This window comes from Streptomyces sp. NPDC047880, from assembly GCF_040706515.1.
Taxonomy (GTDB): domain Bacteria; phylum Actinomycetota; class Actinomycetes; order Streptomycetales; family Streptomycetaceae; genus Streptomyces.
Genome location: NZ_JBEZOK010000033.1, coordinates 41587 through 56606, shown reverse-complemented (window position 1 = coordinate 56606; position 15020 = coordinate 41587). Strand labels below are relative to the sequence as shown.

General features: G+C 71.5%; 15 protein-coding genes. 6 read left to right on the top strand and 9 right to left on the bottom strand.

What is annotated here, in order from left to right:
* Nucleotide 1: 1 nt before the first annotated feature.
* Entirely contained in the window at nt 2-742 is a 741-nt protein-coding gene (locus tag AB0937_RS34680; protein WP_366717552.1) for an ABC transporter ATP-binding protein, read from the top strand.
* Nucleotides 743-764: 22 nt separating this feature from the next.
* Here the strand turns inward: AB0937_RS34680 and AB0937_RS34675 are convergent, their stop codons facing one another.
* Both AB0937_RS34675 and AB0937_RS34670 read right to left on the bottom strand, forming a co-directional pair.
* Nucleotides 765-2012 carry an ABC transporter substrate-binding protein gene (locus tag AB0937_RS34675; RefSeq protein ID WP_366717550.1) on the bottom strand — a complete coding sequence of 416 codons (1248 nt, stop codon included), beginning with the start codon at nt 2010-2012 and terminating at the stop codon, nt 765-767.
* Between the two features lie 197 nt (nt 2013-2209).
* Nucleotides 2210-3697, bottom strand: coding sequence for an MFS transporter (locus tag AB0937_RS34670; RefSeq protein WP_366717548.1), 1488 nt, complete (start codon nt 3695-3697; stop codon nt 2210-2212).
* Nucleotides 3698-3783: 86 nt separating this feature from the next.
* On the opposite strand from AB0937_RS34670, the gene AB0937_RS34665 reads away from it, so the two are divergent.
* Nucleotides 3784-4179, top strand: a complete 396-nt coding sequence (locus tag AB0937_RS34665; protein ID WP_366717546.1) for a MarR family transcriptional regulator — start codon at nt 3784-3786, stop codon at nt 4177-4179.
* Between the two features lie 18 nt (nt 4180-4197).
* On the opposite strand, the gene AB0937_RS34660 is transcribed toward AB0937_RS34665, so the two are convergent.
* The 3 genes from AB0937_RS34660 to AB0937_RS34650 form a co-directional block, all read right to left on the bottom strand.
* A complete protein-coding gene (locus AB0937_RS34660; protein WP_366717544.1) occupies nt 4198-4926 on the bottom strand; it encodes a maleylpyruvate isomerase family mycothiol-dependent enzyme in 729 nt (242 codons plus the stop codon).
* Between the two features lie 65 nt (nt 4927-4991).
* On the bottom strand, nt 4992-5870 hold the full coding sequence (locus AB0937_RS34655) for an SDR family oxidoreductase (RefSeq protein WP_366717542.1): 879 nt from the start codon (nt 5868-5870) through the stop codon (nt 4992-4994).
* Nucleotides 5871-5973: 103 nt separating this feature from the next.
* Nucleotides 5974-7155 carry an MFS transporter gene (locus tag AB0937_RS34650; protein WP_366717541.1) on the bottom strand — a complete coding sequence of 394 codons (1182 nt, stop codon included), beginning with the start codon at nt 7153-7155 and terminating at the stop codon, nt 5974-5976.
* Nucleotides 7156-7297: 142 nt separating this feature from the next.
* On the opposite strand from AB0937_RS34650, the gene AB0937_RS34645 reads away from it, so the two are divergent.
* On the top strand, nt 7298-8776 hold the full coding sequence (locus AB0937_RS34645; protein ID WP_366717539.1) for a glutamate--cysteine ligase: 1479 nt from the start codon (nt 7298-7300) through the stop codon (nt 8774-8776).
* Between the two features lie 2 nt (nt 8777-8778).
* On the opposite strand, the gene AB0937_RS34640 is transcribed toward AB0937_RS34645, so the two are convergent.
* The 3 genes from AB0937_RS34640 to AB0937_RS34630 are packed head-to-tail and all read right to left on the bottom strand — an operon-like array spanning nt 8779 to nt 11471.
* Nucleotides 8779-9888 (bottom strand): Gfo/Idh/MocA family oxidoreductase, encoded by a 1110-nt coding sequence (locus tag AB0937_RS34640; protein ID WP_366717537.1) that lies wholly within the window; start codon nt 9886-9888, stop codon nt 8779-8781.
* Nucleotides 9858-10568 (bottom strand): ThuA domain-containing protein, encoded by a 711-nt coding sequence (locus AB0937_RS34635; RefSeq protein WP_366717535.1) that lies wholly within the window; start codon nt 10566-10568, stop codon nt 9858-9860. Before AB0937_RS34635 ends, AB0937_RS34640 begins: the two co-directional genes overlap by 31 nt.
* A gap of 51 nt (nt 10569-10619) precedes the next feature.
* A complete protein-coding gene (locus AB0937_RS34630; RefSeq protein WP_366717534.1) occupies nt 10620-11471 on the bottom strand; it encodes a methyltransferase domain-containing protein in 852 nt (283 codons plus the stop codon).
* Between the two features lie 107 nt (nt 11472-11578).
* On the opposite strand from AB0937_RS34630, the gene AB0937_RS34625 reads away from it, so the two are divergent.
* The gene (locus AB0937_RS34625; RefSeq protein ID WP_366717533.1) at nt 11579-12010 is read left to right on the top strand and encodes a helix-turn-helix domain-containing protein; all 432 of its coding nucleotides are present in this window, start codon (nt 11579-11581) and stop codon (nt 12008-12010) included.
* Between the two features lie 433 nt (nt 12011-12443).
* Here AB0937_RS34625 and AB0937_RS34620 read toward each other — a convergent pair whose 3' ends face one another.
* Entirely contained in the window at nt 12444-13112 is a 669-nt protein-coding gene (locus AB0937_RS34620) for a TetR/AcrR family transcriptional regulator (RefSeq protein ID WP_366717532.1), read from the bottom strand.
* A gap of 56 nt (nt 13113-13168) precedes the next feature.
* Between AB0937_RS34620 and AB0937_RS34615 the strand changes: the two genes are divergently transcribed.
* Both AB0937_RS34615 and AB0937_RS34610 read left to right on the top strand, forming a co-directional pair.
* The gene (locus AB0937_RS34615; RefSeq protein ID WP_366717530.1) at nt 13169-14617 is read left to right on the top strand and encodes an MFS transporter; all 1449 of its coding nucleotides are present in this window, start codon (nt 13169-13171) and stop codon (nt 14615-14617) included.
* Nucleotides 14614-15018 (top strand): cupin domain-containing protein, encoded by a 405-nt coding sequence (locus AB0937_RS34610; protein WP_366717528.1) that lies wholly within the window; start codon nt 14614-14616, stop codon nt 15016-15018. Before AB0937_RS34615 ends, AB0937_RS34610 begins: the two co-directional genes overlap by 4 nt.
* The last annotated feature ends 2 nt before the right edge of the window (nt 15019-15020 follow it).

Genomic DNA, 15020 nt, shown 5'->3' with positions numbered 1-15020 from the left:
GATGCCCGTAGAGGAGCAGGCACCGGTGCTGGCGGCCGACGACATCGTCGCCGGTTACGTCCCTGGTGTCGACGTGTTGCGCGGATGCAGCGTCGAGGTGCGGCCGGGCGAGGTGGTCGGCGTGATCGGCCCCAACGGCGCCGGCAAGTCCACACTGGTCAAGGCCGTCTTCGGGCTGCTGCGGGTGCGCGGCGGGACCGTGCGGCTGCGCGGCGAGGACGTGACCGGCCGGCCCGCGCACGAGCTGGTGCGGCGGGGCGTGGGCTACGTACCGCAGCTTCAGAACGTGTTTCCCACGCTGACCGTCGAGGAGAACCTCCGAATGGGCGTGTATCTGCGGCCCAAGGACCACGCGCGGCGGGTCACGGCGATCGAGGAACTCTTCCCCGTGCTGGCCGACCGTCGCAGGCAGAAGGCCGGCGCGATGTCCGGCGGCGAACGCCAGATGCTCGCGATGGCCCGCGCGCTGATGATGGAGCCGCAGCTGCTGCTGCTCGACGAGCCGTCGGCCGGCCTGTCACCGCTCCATCAGGATCACGTCTTCGACCGGTGCAGAATGATCAACAGTGCGGGCGTCGCCGTGCTCATGGTCGAGCAGAACGCCCGCAGGTGCCTACAGCTCTGCGACCGCGGCTACGTCCTCGACCAGGGCCGCAACGCCTACACCGGCACGGGTACGGCCCTGCTGCACGACGAGAAGGTGATCGAGCTGTACCTCGGCACGCTCGCCCGCGTCCGTTGACTCCCGCTGCCGGTCCTCCCGGTCACTCCCCGGCCTTGCTGGTCTCGGTACGCAGGGTCTGCAACTTCCCCTCGTCGTCGTAGCCGTACACCTCGATCGTCGCCTGGCCGGGTTCGCCCTTGTCGGTGAAGTCGAGCGGACCGCTCACGCCGTCGTAGTCGATGTCCTTGCCGTCGGCGAGGAGCTCCTTGCAGGCGGCGAACGAGTTGCACTTCTCGCCGTCCTTGGTGATCCCGTTCATCTCCTTCACGTACGCGCCCGGGTCGTCGGACTCCGCCTTCTCGGCGGCGAGCGCGATCGTCGTCACGCAGTCGAACACCTGCGGTGCGAACTGCAGCTCCTTCAGCTTCGGGGCGAACTCCTTCAGCTCCTTCACATACTGCTCGTTCTCCGCCGAGGCCGGCGCGGTCCCCTTCATGCCGGAGAGCCGCTCCGGCTGGCCGGGGGCGACCAGCGAGGGCAGTTCCTCACTGCGCAGTCCGTCGGCGCCGTAGACGCCGATCTGGTCGGGTCCGAGTCCGGACTCGATCATGCCCTGCAGGATCTGTGTGCCTTCCTCGAAGGCGATCACCACGGCGGCGTCCGGCCGGGAGTTCTCCACCTGCTGGACGACCTGGTCGAAGTTGCTCGCCTTCGGGTCGTAGGTCTCCGCGAGCGTCACCGTCGCACCGCGCTCCTCCAGCGTCTTGCGGGTGGCCTCCATCAGGCCGCGCCCGTAGTCGTCCGCCCGTGCGACCAGGGCCACCCGGTCGTGGCCGTCATCGCGAATGACATCCGCCAGGATGGGCCCCTGCAGCGAATCACTCGGGACGGTACGGAAGTAGAAGCCGTCGTCCTCGTAGTCGGTGAAGGTGGGAGCGGTGTTCGACCCCGAACACTGCACGACGCCCGCTCCGGTCACCCGGTCGATGAACGCCAGCGACATACCGGAAGCCGCGGCGCCGACGACCGCGTCCACGCCTGCCGCGAGGACCCGGTCCGCCGACTGTGCGGCGACGGCCTCCTGGCCCGCCTCGTCACTGGAGACCACAGCCGGCACGGACTTCCCCAGAACCCCGCCCGCGTCGTTGATCTTCTGTATCGCGAACTTCAGCGACTCGATCTGGGGTGGGCCGAGGTAGGCCAGCTGTCCCGTCTCCGGCAGGACGTAGCCGAACTGGAGCTCACCGTCGCCCGGCTCGGCCCGGGCAGTGCCCGTCGTACCGCAGACGGCTATCACGAGGGCGGCCGCGCTTGCGAAGATCGCGGACCGCCGTATCGACGCTTTCATCTCCGCCTCCGCTCGTCACAGGCGGCGGTGGTCGACAGGCCGGCCCTCCGCCCGTCTTCTGTACACGAGCGTAGAACTCATTGGGAGTCTGGAAAAGGTATGAAACGTACACTCTTTCGATTGATTGTGCTTCGCGCCGAGGCCCTCCGCTCCCTCCTCGGGTCGCGCAGGGCCTCGATCATGTCTGGAAACGCTTCCTAGTCGCCCACGGCGACGCGTTCCGCCTCCTCGGGGACGGACCTGGCGACGACGACGGACGGTCCTGCGGACTTCCTCCCGCGGCGGGGCCGCAGGCCGGTGAGGGTGATCAGGAGGCCGGCGACGGCGATGCCCGTGGCGACCAAGAACCCGGGCCGGTAACTGTCCAGGACGGCCTGCGGGGTGGGGTCCGAGGGCGCGCCGGCGGTCACCACGGCCGTGACGACGGCCAGGAAGACCGCGCCGCCGACCTGGACGGAGGTGTTGAGCAGGCCGGAGACCATGCCCTGCTCGTGGTCGTCGACGCCGTTGGTGGCCTGGATGTTGAGCGACGGGAAGACCAGGGCGCAGGCGGCGCCGATCAGCAGCATGCTCGGCAGGATCACCGCGGCGTACACCGGGTCCAGGTCGACGCGCAGGAACAGCGCGTATCCGAGGACCATGAGCGCGAAGCCCCCCGCGATCAGCCGCTGGGTGCCGAACCGGTCGACGATCGCTCCCACCTTCGTCGACGACACCGCCACCAGTGCGCCCGCGGGCAGGAAGGCGAGCGCCGTGTGCAGCGCCGACCAGCCCAGCAGCGACTGCATGTAGAGCGTCGCCAGGAACTGGAAGCCGACATACGAGCCGAAGAAGGCCATCGCGCCGAGCTGGGCGCGGATCTGGCTGCCGGAGCGCAGGACGCCGAGCCGGATCAACGGTCCCGCCGAGCGCCGCTCCACCAGGACGAACACGGTCAGCAACGCGGCCACCGCGAGGAAGGACAGGAGGGTGCGGGCCGACGCCCAGCCGACCTCCGGCGCCTGGACGACGGTGAAGACCAGCAGCAGCATCGAGGCGGTGCCGAGGACGGCGCCGGGAACGTCGTAGCCGTTGTGGTCCTTCTCCGGTTCGCTGCGCGGCAGCAGCTTCAGGCCGGCGACGAGCGCGATCAGGGCGATGGGTGCGGGCAGCAGCATGGTCAGGCGCCAACTGGCCTCGGTGAGCAGGCCCGAGAGGACCAGGCCCATGGAGAAGCCGGTGGCCGCGCAGGTGGTGTAGATGGAGAGCGCGCGGTTGCGCAGCGGGCCCTCGGGGAAGGTCGTGGTGATGATCGACAGGCCGGCGGGGGCCGTGAAGGCAGCGCTCAGGCCCTTGATGAAGCGGCTGGCGATGAGCAGGGGCCCGGAGTCGACGAGACCGCCGAGGAGCGAGGCGAGCGCGAAGACGCCGAGGGCCACCAGGAACACCTGACGCCGGCCCAGCAGGTCGGCGGCGCGCCCGCCGAGCAGCAGCAGGCCGCCGTAGCCCAGGATGTAGCCGCTGACGATCCATTGCAGCGCCGAGGTCGACAGGCCGAGGTCGGCGCCGATGGACGGCAGGGCGACGCCGACCATGGACACGTCCAGGGCGTCCAGGAACATCGCGGCGCAGAGCACGAGCAGCGTGCCCCAGAGCCGTGGCGTCCAACGCCCTTCGGACGTGGGGGAGATGAGCGGAGAGGTCATGCCGGAGACACTACATGCGCATGCATGAGATGCAAACGCATTTAATTCAGGTGCAACAATCTCGGTTCTCTGTTACGGTGCGCGTCATGGCGGCTCAGCAGGCCGAGCAGGCGCTCGTGGCACGGTGGCGGGACATTCTGGCGCTGCACGCGCGGACCCAGTGCGAACTCGACCGTGCGCTGCACGGCCACGGCCTGTGCGCCAGCGACTTCGAGGTGCTCGACGTCCTCGCCGGGTGCCGGACACCGAAGGGCACGCCGTCCTATCGCGTGCAGGAGATCTCCGAGCGGGTGCATCTGAGTCAGAGCGCGCTGTCGCGGCTGATCGCCCGGCTGGAGAAGGAGGGCCTCGTCGAGCGCGGTATCTGCTCCGAGGACCGGCGCGGTGTGAAGGTCTGCCTCACGGCGAAGGGGCGCGCGCTGCACGGCGAGGTGCTCCCCGTGCAGCGCGCGGTACTGGCCCGGATGCTCAACGACGACTGACCGTCCGTCGGTGACCGCTCAGATCGTCGACGCCTCGCGCCACAGTGTGGCGAGCGCCCGGTCGCCCGTGGCGGCCGGCAGCGCGGCCCGGTTCCACAGCGCCAGATACAACTGCTCGGCCGGTGCGGACAGTTCGCACGCGGCCTCCCCGGACGCGTCCCGCGTCGTCACGGGCGGCTCCGGCGACAGCCGTACCGTCCACACCGCGCCGGTGTCCTCCGTGCGGATCCGCAGGACGCGCGGCTGTGGGGTGCGCACCCGGCTCCTGGAGCGGGCGTGGAAGCCGCGCAGCAGTTCGTCGATGCCGTCGGTCGCGAACTCCGGGGTGACGCCGGACGGGACGCCCCCGCGCGCGGACTCCGCGTCCACCCGGTGCACCGCCGTCTCATGCGCCTGCCGCCGCGCCCAGAAGGCCAGGGGGGACGGCGCGGGCAGGAAGGTGAAGCACTCGACGTCGGGTGAGGCGCCGGCCAGCGTGCCGACGAGAAGCCGGTGGCTGTCGCGGTACCAGGCCACGAGCTCCGCGCCGTCGAGGTCGGTGGGTTCGACCAGCGGGCGCCGTTCGGTGAGCTGCTCGGCGACGAAGGCGGCGGCCCAGCGGTGCACCGCGCCGGTGTGCCGCAACAGGTCGCGCACCTGCCACTCGGGGCACGTCGGCACCTTCGCGTCGGTCCCGGCCTCCTCGGCGGCCGCGGCCAGCAGCCGGCCTTCCGACTCCAGTGCTTGAAGGAACTCGGCGGTCTCCATGGCGCCGAGTCTGCCGCATGAAGCGCTCTCGAAGCCCGGGGATTTCCGGCGGTCGCCCCCGGCGGCTACGGCAGCGGCGTCCCGCCCGTCGCGTTGACGATCTCGGCCGTGATGTACGACGCCTCCTGCGAAGCGAGGAAGACGTACGCCGGAGCCATCTCGGCGGGCTGTGCGGGCCGCCCGATGGGGGCCTGCTTGCCGAACGTCCGCGTGTCCGGCAGGGTCGCCGGGATCAGCGGCGTCCACACCGGGCCCGGCGCGACCGCGTTGACGCGGATGCCCTTCTCGATCAGCATCTGCGCGAGCCCCTGCGTGAAGGTGACGATCGCGCCCTTCGTCGTCGCGTAGTCCAGCAGATGCGGACTGGGCTTGTACGCCTGCACCGACGTGGAGTTGATGATGCTGCCGCCCTCCGGGATGTGGGGCAGGGCCATCTTGCACAGCCAGAACATGCCGTACAGGTTGGTGCGCAGCACCCGGTCGAACTGCTCGGTGGTGATCGCCTCGATGCCGTCCGGCTGGGACATCTGGTACGCCGCGTTGTTCACCAGCACGTCGATCCGGCCGAACTCGTCCACGGCGCGCTCGATCAGCGCCCGGCAGTTCTCTTCCTCCCGCACGTCGCACGAGACGGGCACGGCGCGGCGGCCCGCCTCCTCGACGAGCCGGGCCGTCTCGGCGGCGTCGTCCTTCTCGTCATCCAGATGGGTGAACAGCACGTCGGCTCCCTCGCGGGCGAACGCCAGGGCGACCGCGCGGCCGATACCGGAGTCCCCGCCGGTGATCACGGCCTTGCGGCCCTCCAGCCTGCCACTGCCCCGGTAGGACTCCTCGCCATGGTCCGGGGGCGGGTCCATCGGCCCCGTCCAGCCGGGGTGCGGCTGGTCCTGGGAGGGAAACTCCGGAGTCGGGTGCTGCTCGCCGGGGTGCTGCTGTTCGGTCACGGGTCTGCCTCCTTGCACATGGCGTACGGCCCGGTGATCACAACGGGCGCCGCCGCCACGGGTACCCAGGATCACCGGCATCCCTCCTGGCAGCGTCTCCTCCTCAGCCCCCGGCCGCCCGTCGGGTTGCCGCGCCCACCAGGGCGCCGACGACCGCGGCCACCGCGGCCAGCACCGCCACACTGGTCAGTGCGGCCGGCAGGGTGATCCAGTCCGCCATGAAGCCGATCGCGGGCGGGCCGAGGAGCATGCCCCCGTAGCCCAGGGTGGAGGCCGTGGCGACGCCGCCGGGGCCGGCGAGGGCGCCCGCGCGCTCCACGGCCACAGGGAAGAGGTTCGCGAGGCCGAGGCCCGTGATCGCGTAGCCGAGGAAGGCCGCCCAGAGGGAGGGGGCGAGGGAGCCGAGCAGCATTCCGGCCGCCGCGGTCGTGCCGCCGGCGACGACGGTCCGGGTCCGCCCCAGACGTTCCAGGAGCGTCGTGCCCGTCAGCCGTCCCAGCGTCATGGCCAGGGCGAAGCAGGAGTAGCCCACGGCCGCGGCACCCGCCGAGGCGTGCAGGTCCTGTTCGAGGTGCAGGGCGCCCCAGTCGGCCAGCGCCCCCTCGCCGTAGGCGGTGCATCCGGCGATGACGCCGAAGACGATCACCAGGGCCCGGGTGCGGCGGTCCGGGCGGCGCCGGGCGCCCTCGGCGGGCAGGTCCCGTTCCGGGGGAAGCGGCGGCTCGTGCCGCCAGAGGGTGGGGCCCGCCGCGGCGGTCACGAGCAGGCCGACGACCGTGAGCAGCAGCAGGTGCCGCGTGGGGGAGAGGGCCCCCGCGACCAGACCGCCCAGCCCGGCTCCGACCATGCCGCCCAGGCTGAACGCCGCGTGGAAGCTCGGCATGACCGGCCGCCGCAGCGCGGCCACGAGTTCGACGGCCGCGCTGTTGAAGGCGACGTTGATCCCGCCGTACGCGGCCCCGAAGAGCAGCAGGACGAGGCCCAGTGCGAGCGCCGAGTGGGTCAGCGGGGGCAGGGCGACGGAGAGCGAGAGCAGCACCGCGCAGACGACGGTGACCTGGTGGTTCCCGTAGCGGCGGCACAGGCGCCCGGTGAGGGTCATGGTGATGACGGCCCCGGCGGAGACGCCCAGGAGGGCGAGGCCCAGGGCGCTGGCGGAGGCGCCGGTCTGCGCCTTGATGGCGGGGATGCGCACGACCCAGCCGGCGAAGACGAAGCCGTCGAGGGCGAAGAAGACGGTGAGGGCGATCCGGAGTGGGGTCAGGGAGCTGCTGTGGCCCGGCACGTCCTTGTGCGTTCGGGCTTTGTTTATTTGCGGCACAAAGTCAGGCTAGGTGGGTGCGGGGTGGAGGACAAGGTGCGACTCTGGGACGAGACCCCGTCCGCCGAGGAGCGGACGCATCCGCTGACGGAGCGCAGGAGGGCACATGGGACGTGACGTGCCGGCCCTGGTGTTCACCCGGGAGGACCGCCGTCGGTACCGGGAGAAGATGCACACCGACCTCGAGGTGCTCGCCCGGATGCTCCACGAGTCCGGCTTCGAGAGCGAGCGCCCCCAGGTCGGCCTCGAGATCGAGCTCAACCTGGTGGACGACGCCGGGCTGCCCGTGATGCGCAACACCGACGTGCTCCAGGCGATCGCCGACCCCGCCTGGTCCAGCGAGCTCGGCCGCTTCAACCTGGAGATCAACATCCCGCCCCGGCAGCTCACGGCAGGCGGCCCCGGCTCCTGGGAGCAGGAGATCCGCGACGCCCTCAACCACGCCGAGGACCGCGCAGCCGCGGTGGGCGCGCACCTGATCATGGTCGGCATCCTGCCGACCCTGGGCGAGTCGGACGTCAGCGGATCCGCCCTCTCCGGAGACCCGCGCTACCGGCTGCTCAACGAGCAGATCTTCGCGGCCCGGGGCGAGGACCTGCGGATCAAGGTCGACGGTGTGGAGCGTCTGTCGACGTACGCCGACACCATCACTCCCGAGGCCGCCTGCACCAGCACCCAGTTCCATCTCCAGGTCGCCCCGAAGGAGTTCCCCCACTACTGGAACGCGGCCCAGGCCATCGCGGGCGTGCAGATCGCCCTCGCGGCGAACTCCCCCTTCCTGTTCGGCAAGGAGCTGTGGCGCGAGACGCGCATCCCCCTGTTCGAACAGGCCACCGACACCCGCCCCGAGGAGATCAAGGCCCAGGGCGTACGGCCCCGGGTGTGGTTCGGGGAGCGCTGGATCACCAGCGTCTTCGACCTCTTCGAGGAGAACGTGCGCTACTTCCCGGCCCTGCTGCCGCTGTGCGAGGACGAGGACCCGCAGAAGGAGCTGGACAGCGGCGGCGTGCCCCAGCTGGGCGAACTGACCCTGCACAACGGCACGATCTACCGCTGGAACCGCCCCATCTACGCGGTCACCGAGAGCGGCCCGCACCTGCGCATCGAGAACCGGGTACTGCCCGCCGGCCCCACCGTCGCGGACATCATCGCCAACGGCGCCTTCTACTACGGCCTGACCCGCGCCCTGGTCGACGAGGACCGGCCGGTGTGGACGCGGATGTCCTTCTCGGTAGCCGAGGAGAACCTGCACACCGCGGCCCGGGACGGCATCGACGCCCGGCTGTACTGGCCCGGTGTGGGTGAAGTGCCGGTCACCGAGCTGGTGTTGCGGCGGCTGCTGCCTCTGGCCCACCGGGGCCTGGAGCTGACCGGCATGGACGCCGCGTGGCGCGAACCCCTGCTGGGCATCATCGAGCAGCGCTGCGTCACCGGCCGCAACGGCGCCCTGTGGCAGGCGGAGACGGTGCACCACCTGGAGAAGGCCGGCATCTCCGACCGGCGTGAGGCGCTGCGGCAGATGACCAGGACGTACATGGACTACATGCACATGAACGCCCCCGCCCACACCTGGCCCGTGGACTGACATCAGCCGGTCCCGCCGTGCCACCGCGACGCCGCCGTCAGGGGTACGGGCTCGGGCACCTGCGCCGACGTCGTCAGCTCGATCCGCCGCCCCTCGGCCGCCGAACGCAGCAGCGCGGTCATCGTCTCCAGCACGTGCAGGGCGAGTTCACCGTTCGCGCGCGGCGCCCGCCCACCGCCCGCGGTGAGGAAGTCCAGCAGTCCGACGCCGCGGGCGCCGTCCGCGTAGCCCGCCGACGCCGGGAGGGTGCGCCAGCCGGTGCCGCCGAGCGCGTGGAGGCGCACCTCGCCGTCGAAGCGGTTCGGGTCGGGGACCGAGAGGGTGCCGCTCTCGCCGTGCACCTCGATCGGCGCGGCCGTGGTGGCCACGCCGTCGAAGCTGGTCGTGAGCGTCGTCAGCGTCCCGTTCACGTGCTCCAGCACTCCGGACACATGGCTGTCCACCTCGACCGGTATGCGCTCACCCGCGCGCGGGCCGGACCCGATGACGCGCTCGGTGCGCAGCCGCCCGGCCGCCCCGGTCACGGCGCGCACCGGCCCCAGCAGATGGACCAGCGACGACAGGTAGTACGGCCCCATGTCCAGCAGCGGGCCGCCACCGGCCGTGTAGTAGAAGTCGGGGTGGGGATGCCAGCGTTCATGGCCCGGGGTCACCATCACGGCCGAGGCGAACTGGGGGCGCCCGATGGTTCCGGCCGCCACGGCTGCCCGCGCGGTCTGAACTCCCGTGCCCAGGACGGTGTCCGGGGCGCAGCCCACACCGGCGCCCGCCCTGTCGGCGGCCTCCAGCACGGCCCTCGCCTCCTCCAGGCCCGCGGCCAGCGGCTTCTCCCCGTACACGTTCTTGCCGTGCCGGATCGCCCCGAGAGCTATCTCGGCGTGGGCCGCCGGCGTGGTCAGGTTCAGCACCGTGTCCACGTCCGGACTGCTCAGCAGTTCCCCGACCGTCAGCGCACGGGCGCCGGGCAGTGCGGCGGCGGCCGCGGCCGACCGGGAGGAGTCGAGGTCGGCGACCGCGGTGACACGCACCGCGGGGTGGCCCGAGAGTGTGTCCAGGTACGCGCGGGAGATCACACCCAGTCCTACGACCCCGACGCGGTGCGCGTCGCCCACAGCATGCCCCTCTCGACGATGGTGCGGACGCCGGGGTGCTCCAGCACGTCGACGCTGTGCCCCGGCGTCGTCACCACGATCCGCCCGGCACCCCACCGGCGGGTCCAGACCGCGGGGGAGGTGACCGGCCGGTGCCAGGGCTGCCACGGACGGGTGGGGTGCGTGGTGGTGGCCAGGACGTCGATGAGGTCGTCGTGGAGCACCCAGTACTGCTCGGTGTCCAGCGTGAAGTCCTCGATGCCGGCGGTGATCGGGTGCGTCCGGCCGGCCTCCGTGATGCTGATGGTGTGCGGCAGGAAGTTGTCCGCCGCCTCCCCCCGGCGCTCGCACGGCTCCTTGCCGGGGTGCGTGGCGAACTGCCCGCCCACCAGGTGCAGATAGTCCGAGGAAGCGCGGAACGAGTCGGCGATGCCGCCGTGCCAGCCGGTGAAGCCCGTGCCCGCCTCGACGGCGGAGTTCAGGCCCGCCTGCTGCTCGCGCGTGATCTCCGACATCGTCACGCACTGCACGACGAGGTCGGCGGCGGCCATCGCGGTGCCGTCCGCGTAGACCGCGGTCGACTCCTCGACCCGGACGGCGTATCCGTTGCCGCGGAGGAAGGGCAGGAACAGTTCCGTGGCCTCGACCGGCTGATGACCTTCCCAGCCGCCGCGGACCACCAGCGCTCTCTTCTGCGTCATCGTGATCTCACTATGCGCCGTTCGCCCGCGGTCCGGAAAGAGGGCCGGACCTCACGAAAGTTTCGCGCCCGCGGCCCGCGCCGACACCATCCAGCACGCCGCGGTGTAGCGGACCTCCGCGCCCTGCACGAAGGGGTCGAAGGCGGGGCGGACCACCTCGACGATCTCCGCCCGGGTTCGCTCGTCGGCGTCGGGCAGCACGGTGCCGAGCGGTCCGAGCCGGCTGAAGTACGTGACGAGGTCCTTCTCGGGCAGGACGCAGGCCACGTCGGCGGGCTGGATGTCGATCCCGGCCCAGCCGCTCTCCGACAGGACGCGGTGGACGCGCTCCGGGTCCGCGAACGCGAACTGGCCCGGCTCGTCCGGCCGGCGCACGGGAAGCTCCGGCAGGAACGGGGCCGCGGCGCGTTCCGCCGTCGTCATGAACGGGTTCTCCTCGGCACCCCGCCACACGGCGCACCACAGCCCGGCCCCGTCCCTCATCGTGCTCCGGAGATTGGTGAAGGCCCGCACGGGGTCGCTGAAGAACATGACGCCGAAGCGGGAGACGACCGCGTCGAAGGCGGCGGGTTCGAAGGCGTACTCCTGCGCGTCGGCCTGGATGAAGGACGCCGGCAGGGCCTCCTGTTCGGCCTGTGCCCGGGCCGCCTCGATCATGGGGCCGGAGATGTCGACCCCGACGCAGCGGCCGGCCCGGCGGGCGACGGCCCGGGTGAGGGCGCCGGTGCCGCAGCCGACGTCCAGCACGCTCGCCGGGTGCTCGGCGGCCACGGCGTCGACGAGCAGTTGCTCGATGCCCCTGAACATCCCGTTCAGCACCTCCTGGAGGTCCACCCAGGCGTGACCGGCGGGCCCGTTCCAGCGGGCGGCCTGCTCGTCGTAGGACTTGCGTGCGGCGTTCATCGTCGTTTCTCCCTCGGCTCGTCTTCGTCCCGCTTGTCTTCGTCCCGCTTGTCTTCGCCGGGACGGGATGACAGCGTTCTACTTCAAGTCGACTTGAGGTCAAGACAATGACAGACCTGGACATAGCGGAGGTGGCGCACCGCGCCGGGGTCCCCGCCTCGACGCTGCGCTTCTACGAGGAGAAGGGGCTGATCGTCCCGACCGGCCGGCGCGGACTGCGCCGCCAGTACGACCCGCGGGTGCTGGAGCGGCTGGCGCTGATCGCGCTGGGGCGGACGGCCGGGTTCTCGCTCGACGAGATCGCTCAGATGTTCGCGCCGGACGGGCAGCCGCGGATCGACCGGCGGATGCTGTCGGCCAAGGCGGAGGAACTGGACCGGACCATCCGCGAACTGGGCGTCCTGCGCGACTCCCTGCGGCATGCCGCGGCGTGCCCCGCGCCGAGCCACCTGGAGTGCGGCACCTTCCGCCGGCTGCTCGACGCGGCCGCGTCCGGCGGCGTCACGGCACCGGGAAGACGGCCCCCCGAACGCCATTGACGGCTATCCGGCCGCTGTTGGCGGGCTCCCGGACGCCGTTGGCGGGTCCCCGGCCGCTGTTGACGGTCTCCCGACCGCTGTCGTTGGGCCGTTGGCGCTCTTGCCAGGCGCGTGGGGCGTCATCCCGGCGCACCTGACCGGGAGGAGCCCGGACGCCGTGCGGGGCTTCTGCCCGGGTGTCCCCTACCGGTTGGGTCATCTCATCGCCGCGCTCAACCTGCCGATCCAGGAGGCGCTCGCCGAACGGCACGGGTGCCCCTCGGCGATGGCGTGGACCATTGTGCCCACCCTGGCGGTGGTGATCCTGCTGAGCGCGCTCGGCAAGGAGGCCAGGGGGATCCGCTTCGGGGGCGGCGGCACGGCGACGCCGGGCGGCACGGGTGGCGTCCCGGACCTCGCGCGGGCGGCAGGGTGCCCGTCCCGCGGTGACGCGTCAACGGGCCGTGAGAAGGCCGTCCACCATGGCCCGGAGCCCATCGAGGTAGGTGTCCTCGGCGGTCAGCGGCGCCCAGAGGTCCGCGACCTCTGCCAGACGGGGCAGTTCACCCGGGTCGAGATCGGCGAAGACTCGCTCCCGGTAGGTGGGGCGGTCGTCGTCCTTGCGCCTGCGGGCCGCTGTCGTCCGGACCACGATCTCTCCGGCGGTGTAGTACCAGATCGCGCGGTATCCGTGCACGGCCCGTTCGGAGGGCAGTCCGCATGCGACCAGGCCGTCGACGATCTGCTCGACGAACCACAAGGCGGATGTGGACATCAGGTCGTCGGCGGTCAGCACCTCCACGATCCACGGGCAGGCGGCGAGTGCCTCGTGGATCGCGGCAGCAGCGGCGACGACCCGTTCGCGAGGCCGGTCGGGCAGTTCGGGCCGCTGCAACGTCCGCGCGGCGTAGTCGTCCAGAAGCAGGACGAGCAGTTCTTCCTTGTTGCGGACGTGATGGTAGAGCGCCATCGGTGTACTGCCGATCTCCGCGGCCAGCCGCCGCATGGTCAGCCGTTCCACGCCTTCCGCGTCCACGATGCGGCGGGCCGTCGTGACGACTTCCGCTCGGGAGATACGGGGAGGTCGGCCGGGCGATTTGCGCGGTGCGGACGGTTGCGGCATGCCCTCATCATCCCCGGGGTGTCGACAGCGCTGACCTCCGAGGCTACTTTATATACATGTATAAAAACTCACGGGGGCGGCCCGGGGTGGTGCTGGCGGCGGTGGCCGTCGCCCAGTTCGCCGTCGCCCTGGACCTGTCGGTGGTCAACGTCGCGCTGCCCGCAATGCGCACCGCGTTAGGGTTCGCTCCACTCGGCCTGTCATGGGTCGTGCACGTCTACGCGCTCACACTCGGGGGATTTCTGCTGCTGGGCGGCCGTGCGTGCGACCTGTACGGCCGGCGTCGGCTCTTCGTGCTGGGCATGGCCGTCTTCGGGCTGTGCTCCCTGGCGGGCGGGCTGGCGGGGACGCCCTGGCAACTGATCGCCGCCCGCGCCGGTCAGGGCCTGGGCGCCGCGGCAGCCACCCCGGCCACGCTGGCGATGCTCACCACCACGTTCCCCGAAGGCCCGCAGCGCGTACGCGCGCTCGGGGTGTGGAGCGGGGTGAACGCCGCAGGAGGAGCACTGGGCGTGCTGGCGGGCGGCCTGCTGACCCAGTACGCCGGATGGCGCTGGGTGATGCTGATCAATCTGCCCATCGTGGCCGTGGTTCTCGCGCTGGTTCTCGCAGGGGTGCCCGCCGACGCACGCCCCGTCCGGCGCGAGAGGCTGGACATGCTCGGCGCCGTCCTGGCCACGGCGGGAGCCGGACTGCTGGTGCTCGGGGTGGTCCGCACCGACACCCAGGGGTGGGGTTCCCCCGCCACCTGGGCGGTGCTGGGCACCGCAGCCGCGCTCCTGGCCGCCTTCGTCGTCGCCGAATCCCGTTCTCCCGCACCGCTGTTGCGCCTCGGCCTGCTACGCAACCGCTGGGTCGCCGGTGCCAACGTGCTGGTCTTCTTCTCCACGGCCGGGCAATTCGCGGCGTTCTACTTCGTGTCCCTGTACATGCAGCAGGTTCTGGGCATGCAGGCCGCGGCAACCGGTGCCGCGTTCCTGCCCTTCTCCGTCAGTCTCATCGTGGGCAGCATCGTTGCGACCCGCGCCACCGCGGCCCGCACCCCCCGCGCCTCCCTGGTGCCCGGCGCCCTGCTCGCCGCCGTGGGCCTGGCCTGGTTCGCCCTCATCAGCCCCGACGGCGGCTTCCTCGCGGACGTGCTCGGTCCCTCCCTCCTCACCGGAGTCGGCGTCGGACTGGTCATCGCCCCGGCCGTCGCCGCCGCGACCGCCGGCGTCGACCCCGGAGAGGCCGGCATGGCGTCCGGACTCATGAACAGCTCCCGCCAACTCGGCGGCTGCGTCGGCCTGTCCGCCCTGGCCACCATCGCCGCGCACCTTACCGGCACGGCCACCGGCCCTGCCGCGCTCAACCACGGCTACGCCCTGGGCCTGGCCGTCGCTGCCGTCCTCTTCGTGCTCGCGGCGGCCGTGGCGATCGGGGTTCTGCCCCGCCGCCGGACAGAGACAACTGCGCCGCGAATCGCCGCCCCTGCCGAGGACCGACTGGAAGGAACGCCGTCATGAAGACGCAACCGATCGTCCCGATCGACCTGTTCGCCTCGGCGCTGCAGATCCACCCCGCCGGCGATGTCAGAGCCGCCGAACGGCGGATGACGAGCAGCGAATCCGGCGCCTGGCAGATCGCCACGTTCCATGTGGAGACCGACGCCGACGTGCACGCCGATCACTGGGAGATGCACCCGGAGGCCGAGGAGGCGGTGTGCTGCCTGAGCGGCTGCGTCCGCCTCCACTTCCGCGCCCTTGAACCCAACGGGGACCAGGAAGTGGTGCGGTTGCAGGCAGGCACCGCAGTGATCGTCCCTCGTGGCCGCTGGCATCGACTGGAGCTGGACGCCCCCAGCGACCTCATGTCGATCACCCTGCGCCACGGCACCCGCCTCGAGAAGCGCACGGACACCCGCTGAGC

Coding starts and splice junctions, on each gene's coding strand:
- AB0937_RS34680 (WP_366717552.1), top strand. CDS start 2: ATGCCCGTAGAGGAGCAGGCACCGGTGCTGGCGGCCGACGACATCGTC.
- AB0937_RS34675 (WP_366717550.1), bottom strand. CDS start 2,012: ATGAAAGCGTCGATACGGCGGTCCGCGATCTTCGCAAGCGCGGCCGCC.
- AB0937_RS34670 (WP_366717548.1), bottom strand. CDS start 3,697: ATGACCTCTCCGCTCATCTCCCCCACGTCCGAAGGGCGTTGGACGCCA.
- AB0937_RS34665 (WP_366717546.1), top strand. CDS start 3,784: ATGGCGGCTCAGCAGGCCGAGCAGGCGCTCGTGGCACGGTGGCGGGAC.
- AB0937_RS34660 (WP_366717544.1), bottom strand. CDS start 4,926: ATGGAGACCGCCGAGTTCCTTCAAGCACTGGAGTCGGAAGGCCGGCTG.
- AB0937_RS34645 (WP_366717539.1), top strand. CDS start 7,298: ATGGGACGTGACGTGCCGGCCCTGGTGTTCACCCGGGAGGACCGCCGT.
- AB0937_RS34635 (WP_366717535.1), bottom strand. CDS start 10,568: ATGACGCAGAAGAGAGCGCTGGTGGTCCGCGGCGGCTGGGAAGGTCAT.
- AB0937_RS34630 (WP_366717534.1), bottom strand. CDS start 11,471: ATGAACGCCGCACGCAAGTCCTACGACGAGCAGGCCGCCCGCTGGAAC.
- AB0937_RS34625 (WP_366717533.1), top strand. CDS start 11,579: ATGACAGACCTGGACATAGCGGAGGTGGCGCACCGCGCCGGGGTCCCC.
- AB0937_RS34620 (WP_366717532.1), bottom strand. CDS start 13,112: ATGCCGCAACCGTCCGCACCGCGCAAATCGCCCGGCCGACCTCCCCGT.
- AB0937_RS34615 (WP_366717530.1), top strand. CDS start 13,169: ATGTATAAAAACTCACGGGGGCGGCCCGGGGTGGTGCTGGCGGCGGTG.
- AB0937_RS34610 (WP_366717528.1), top strand. CDS start 14,614: ATGAAGACGCAACCGATCGTCCCGATCGACCTGTTCGCCTCGGCGCTG.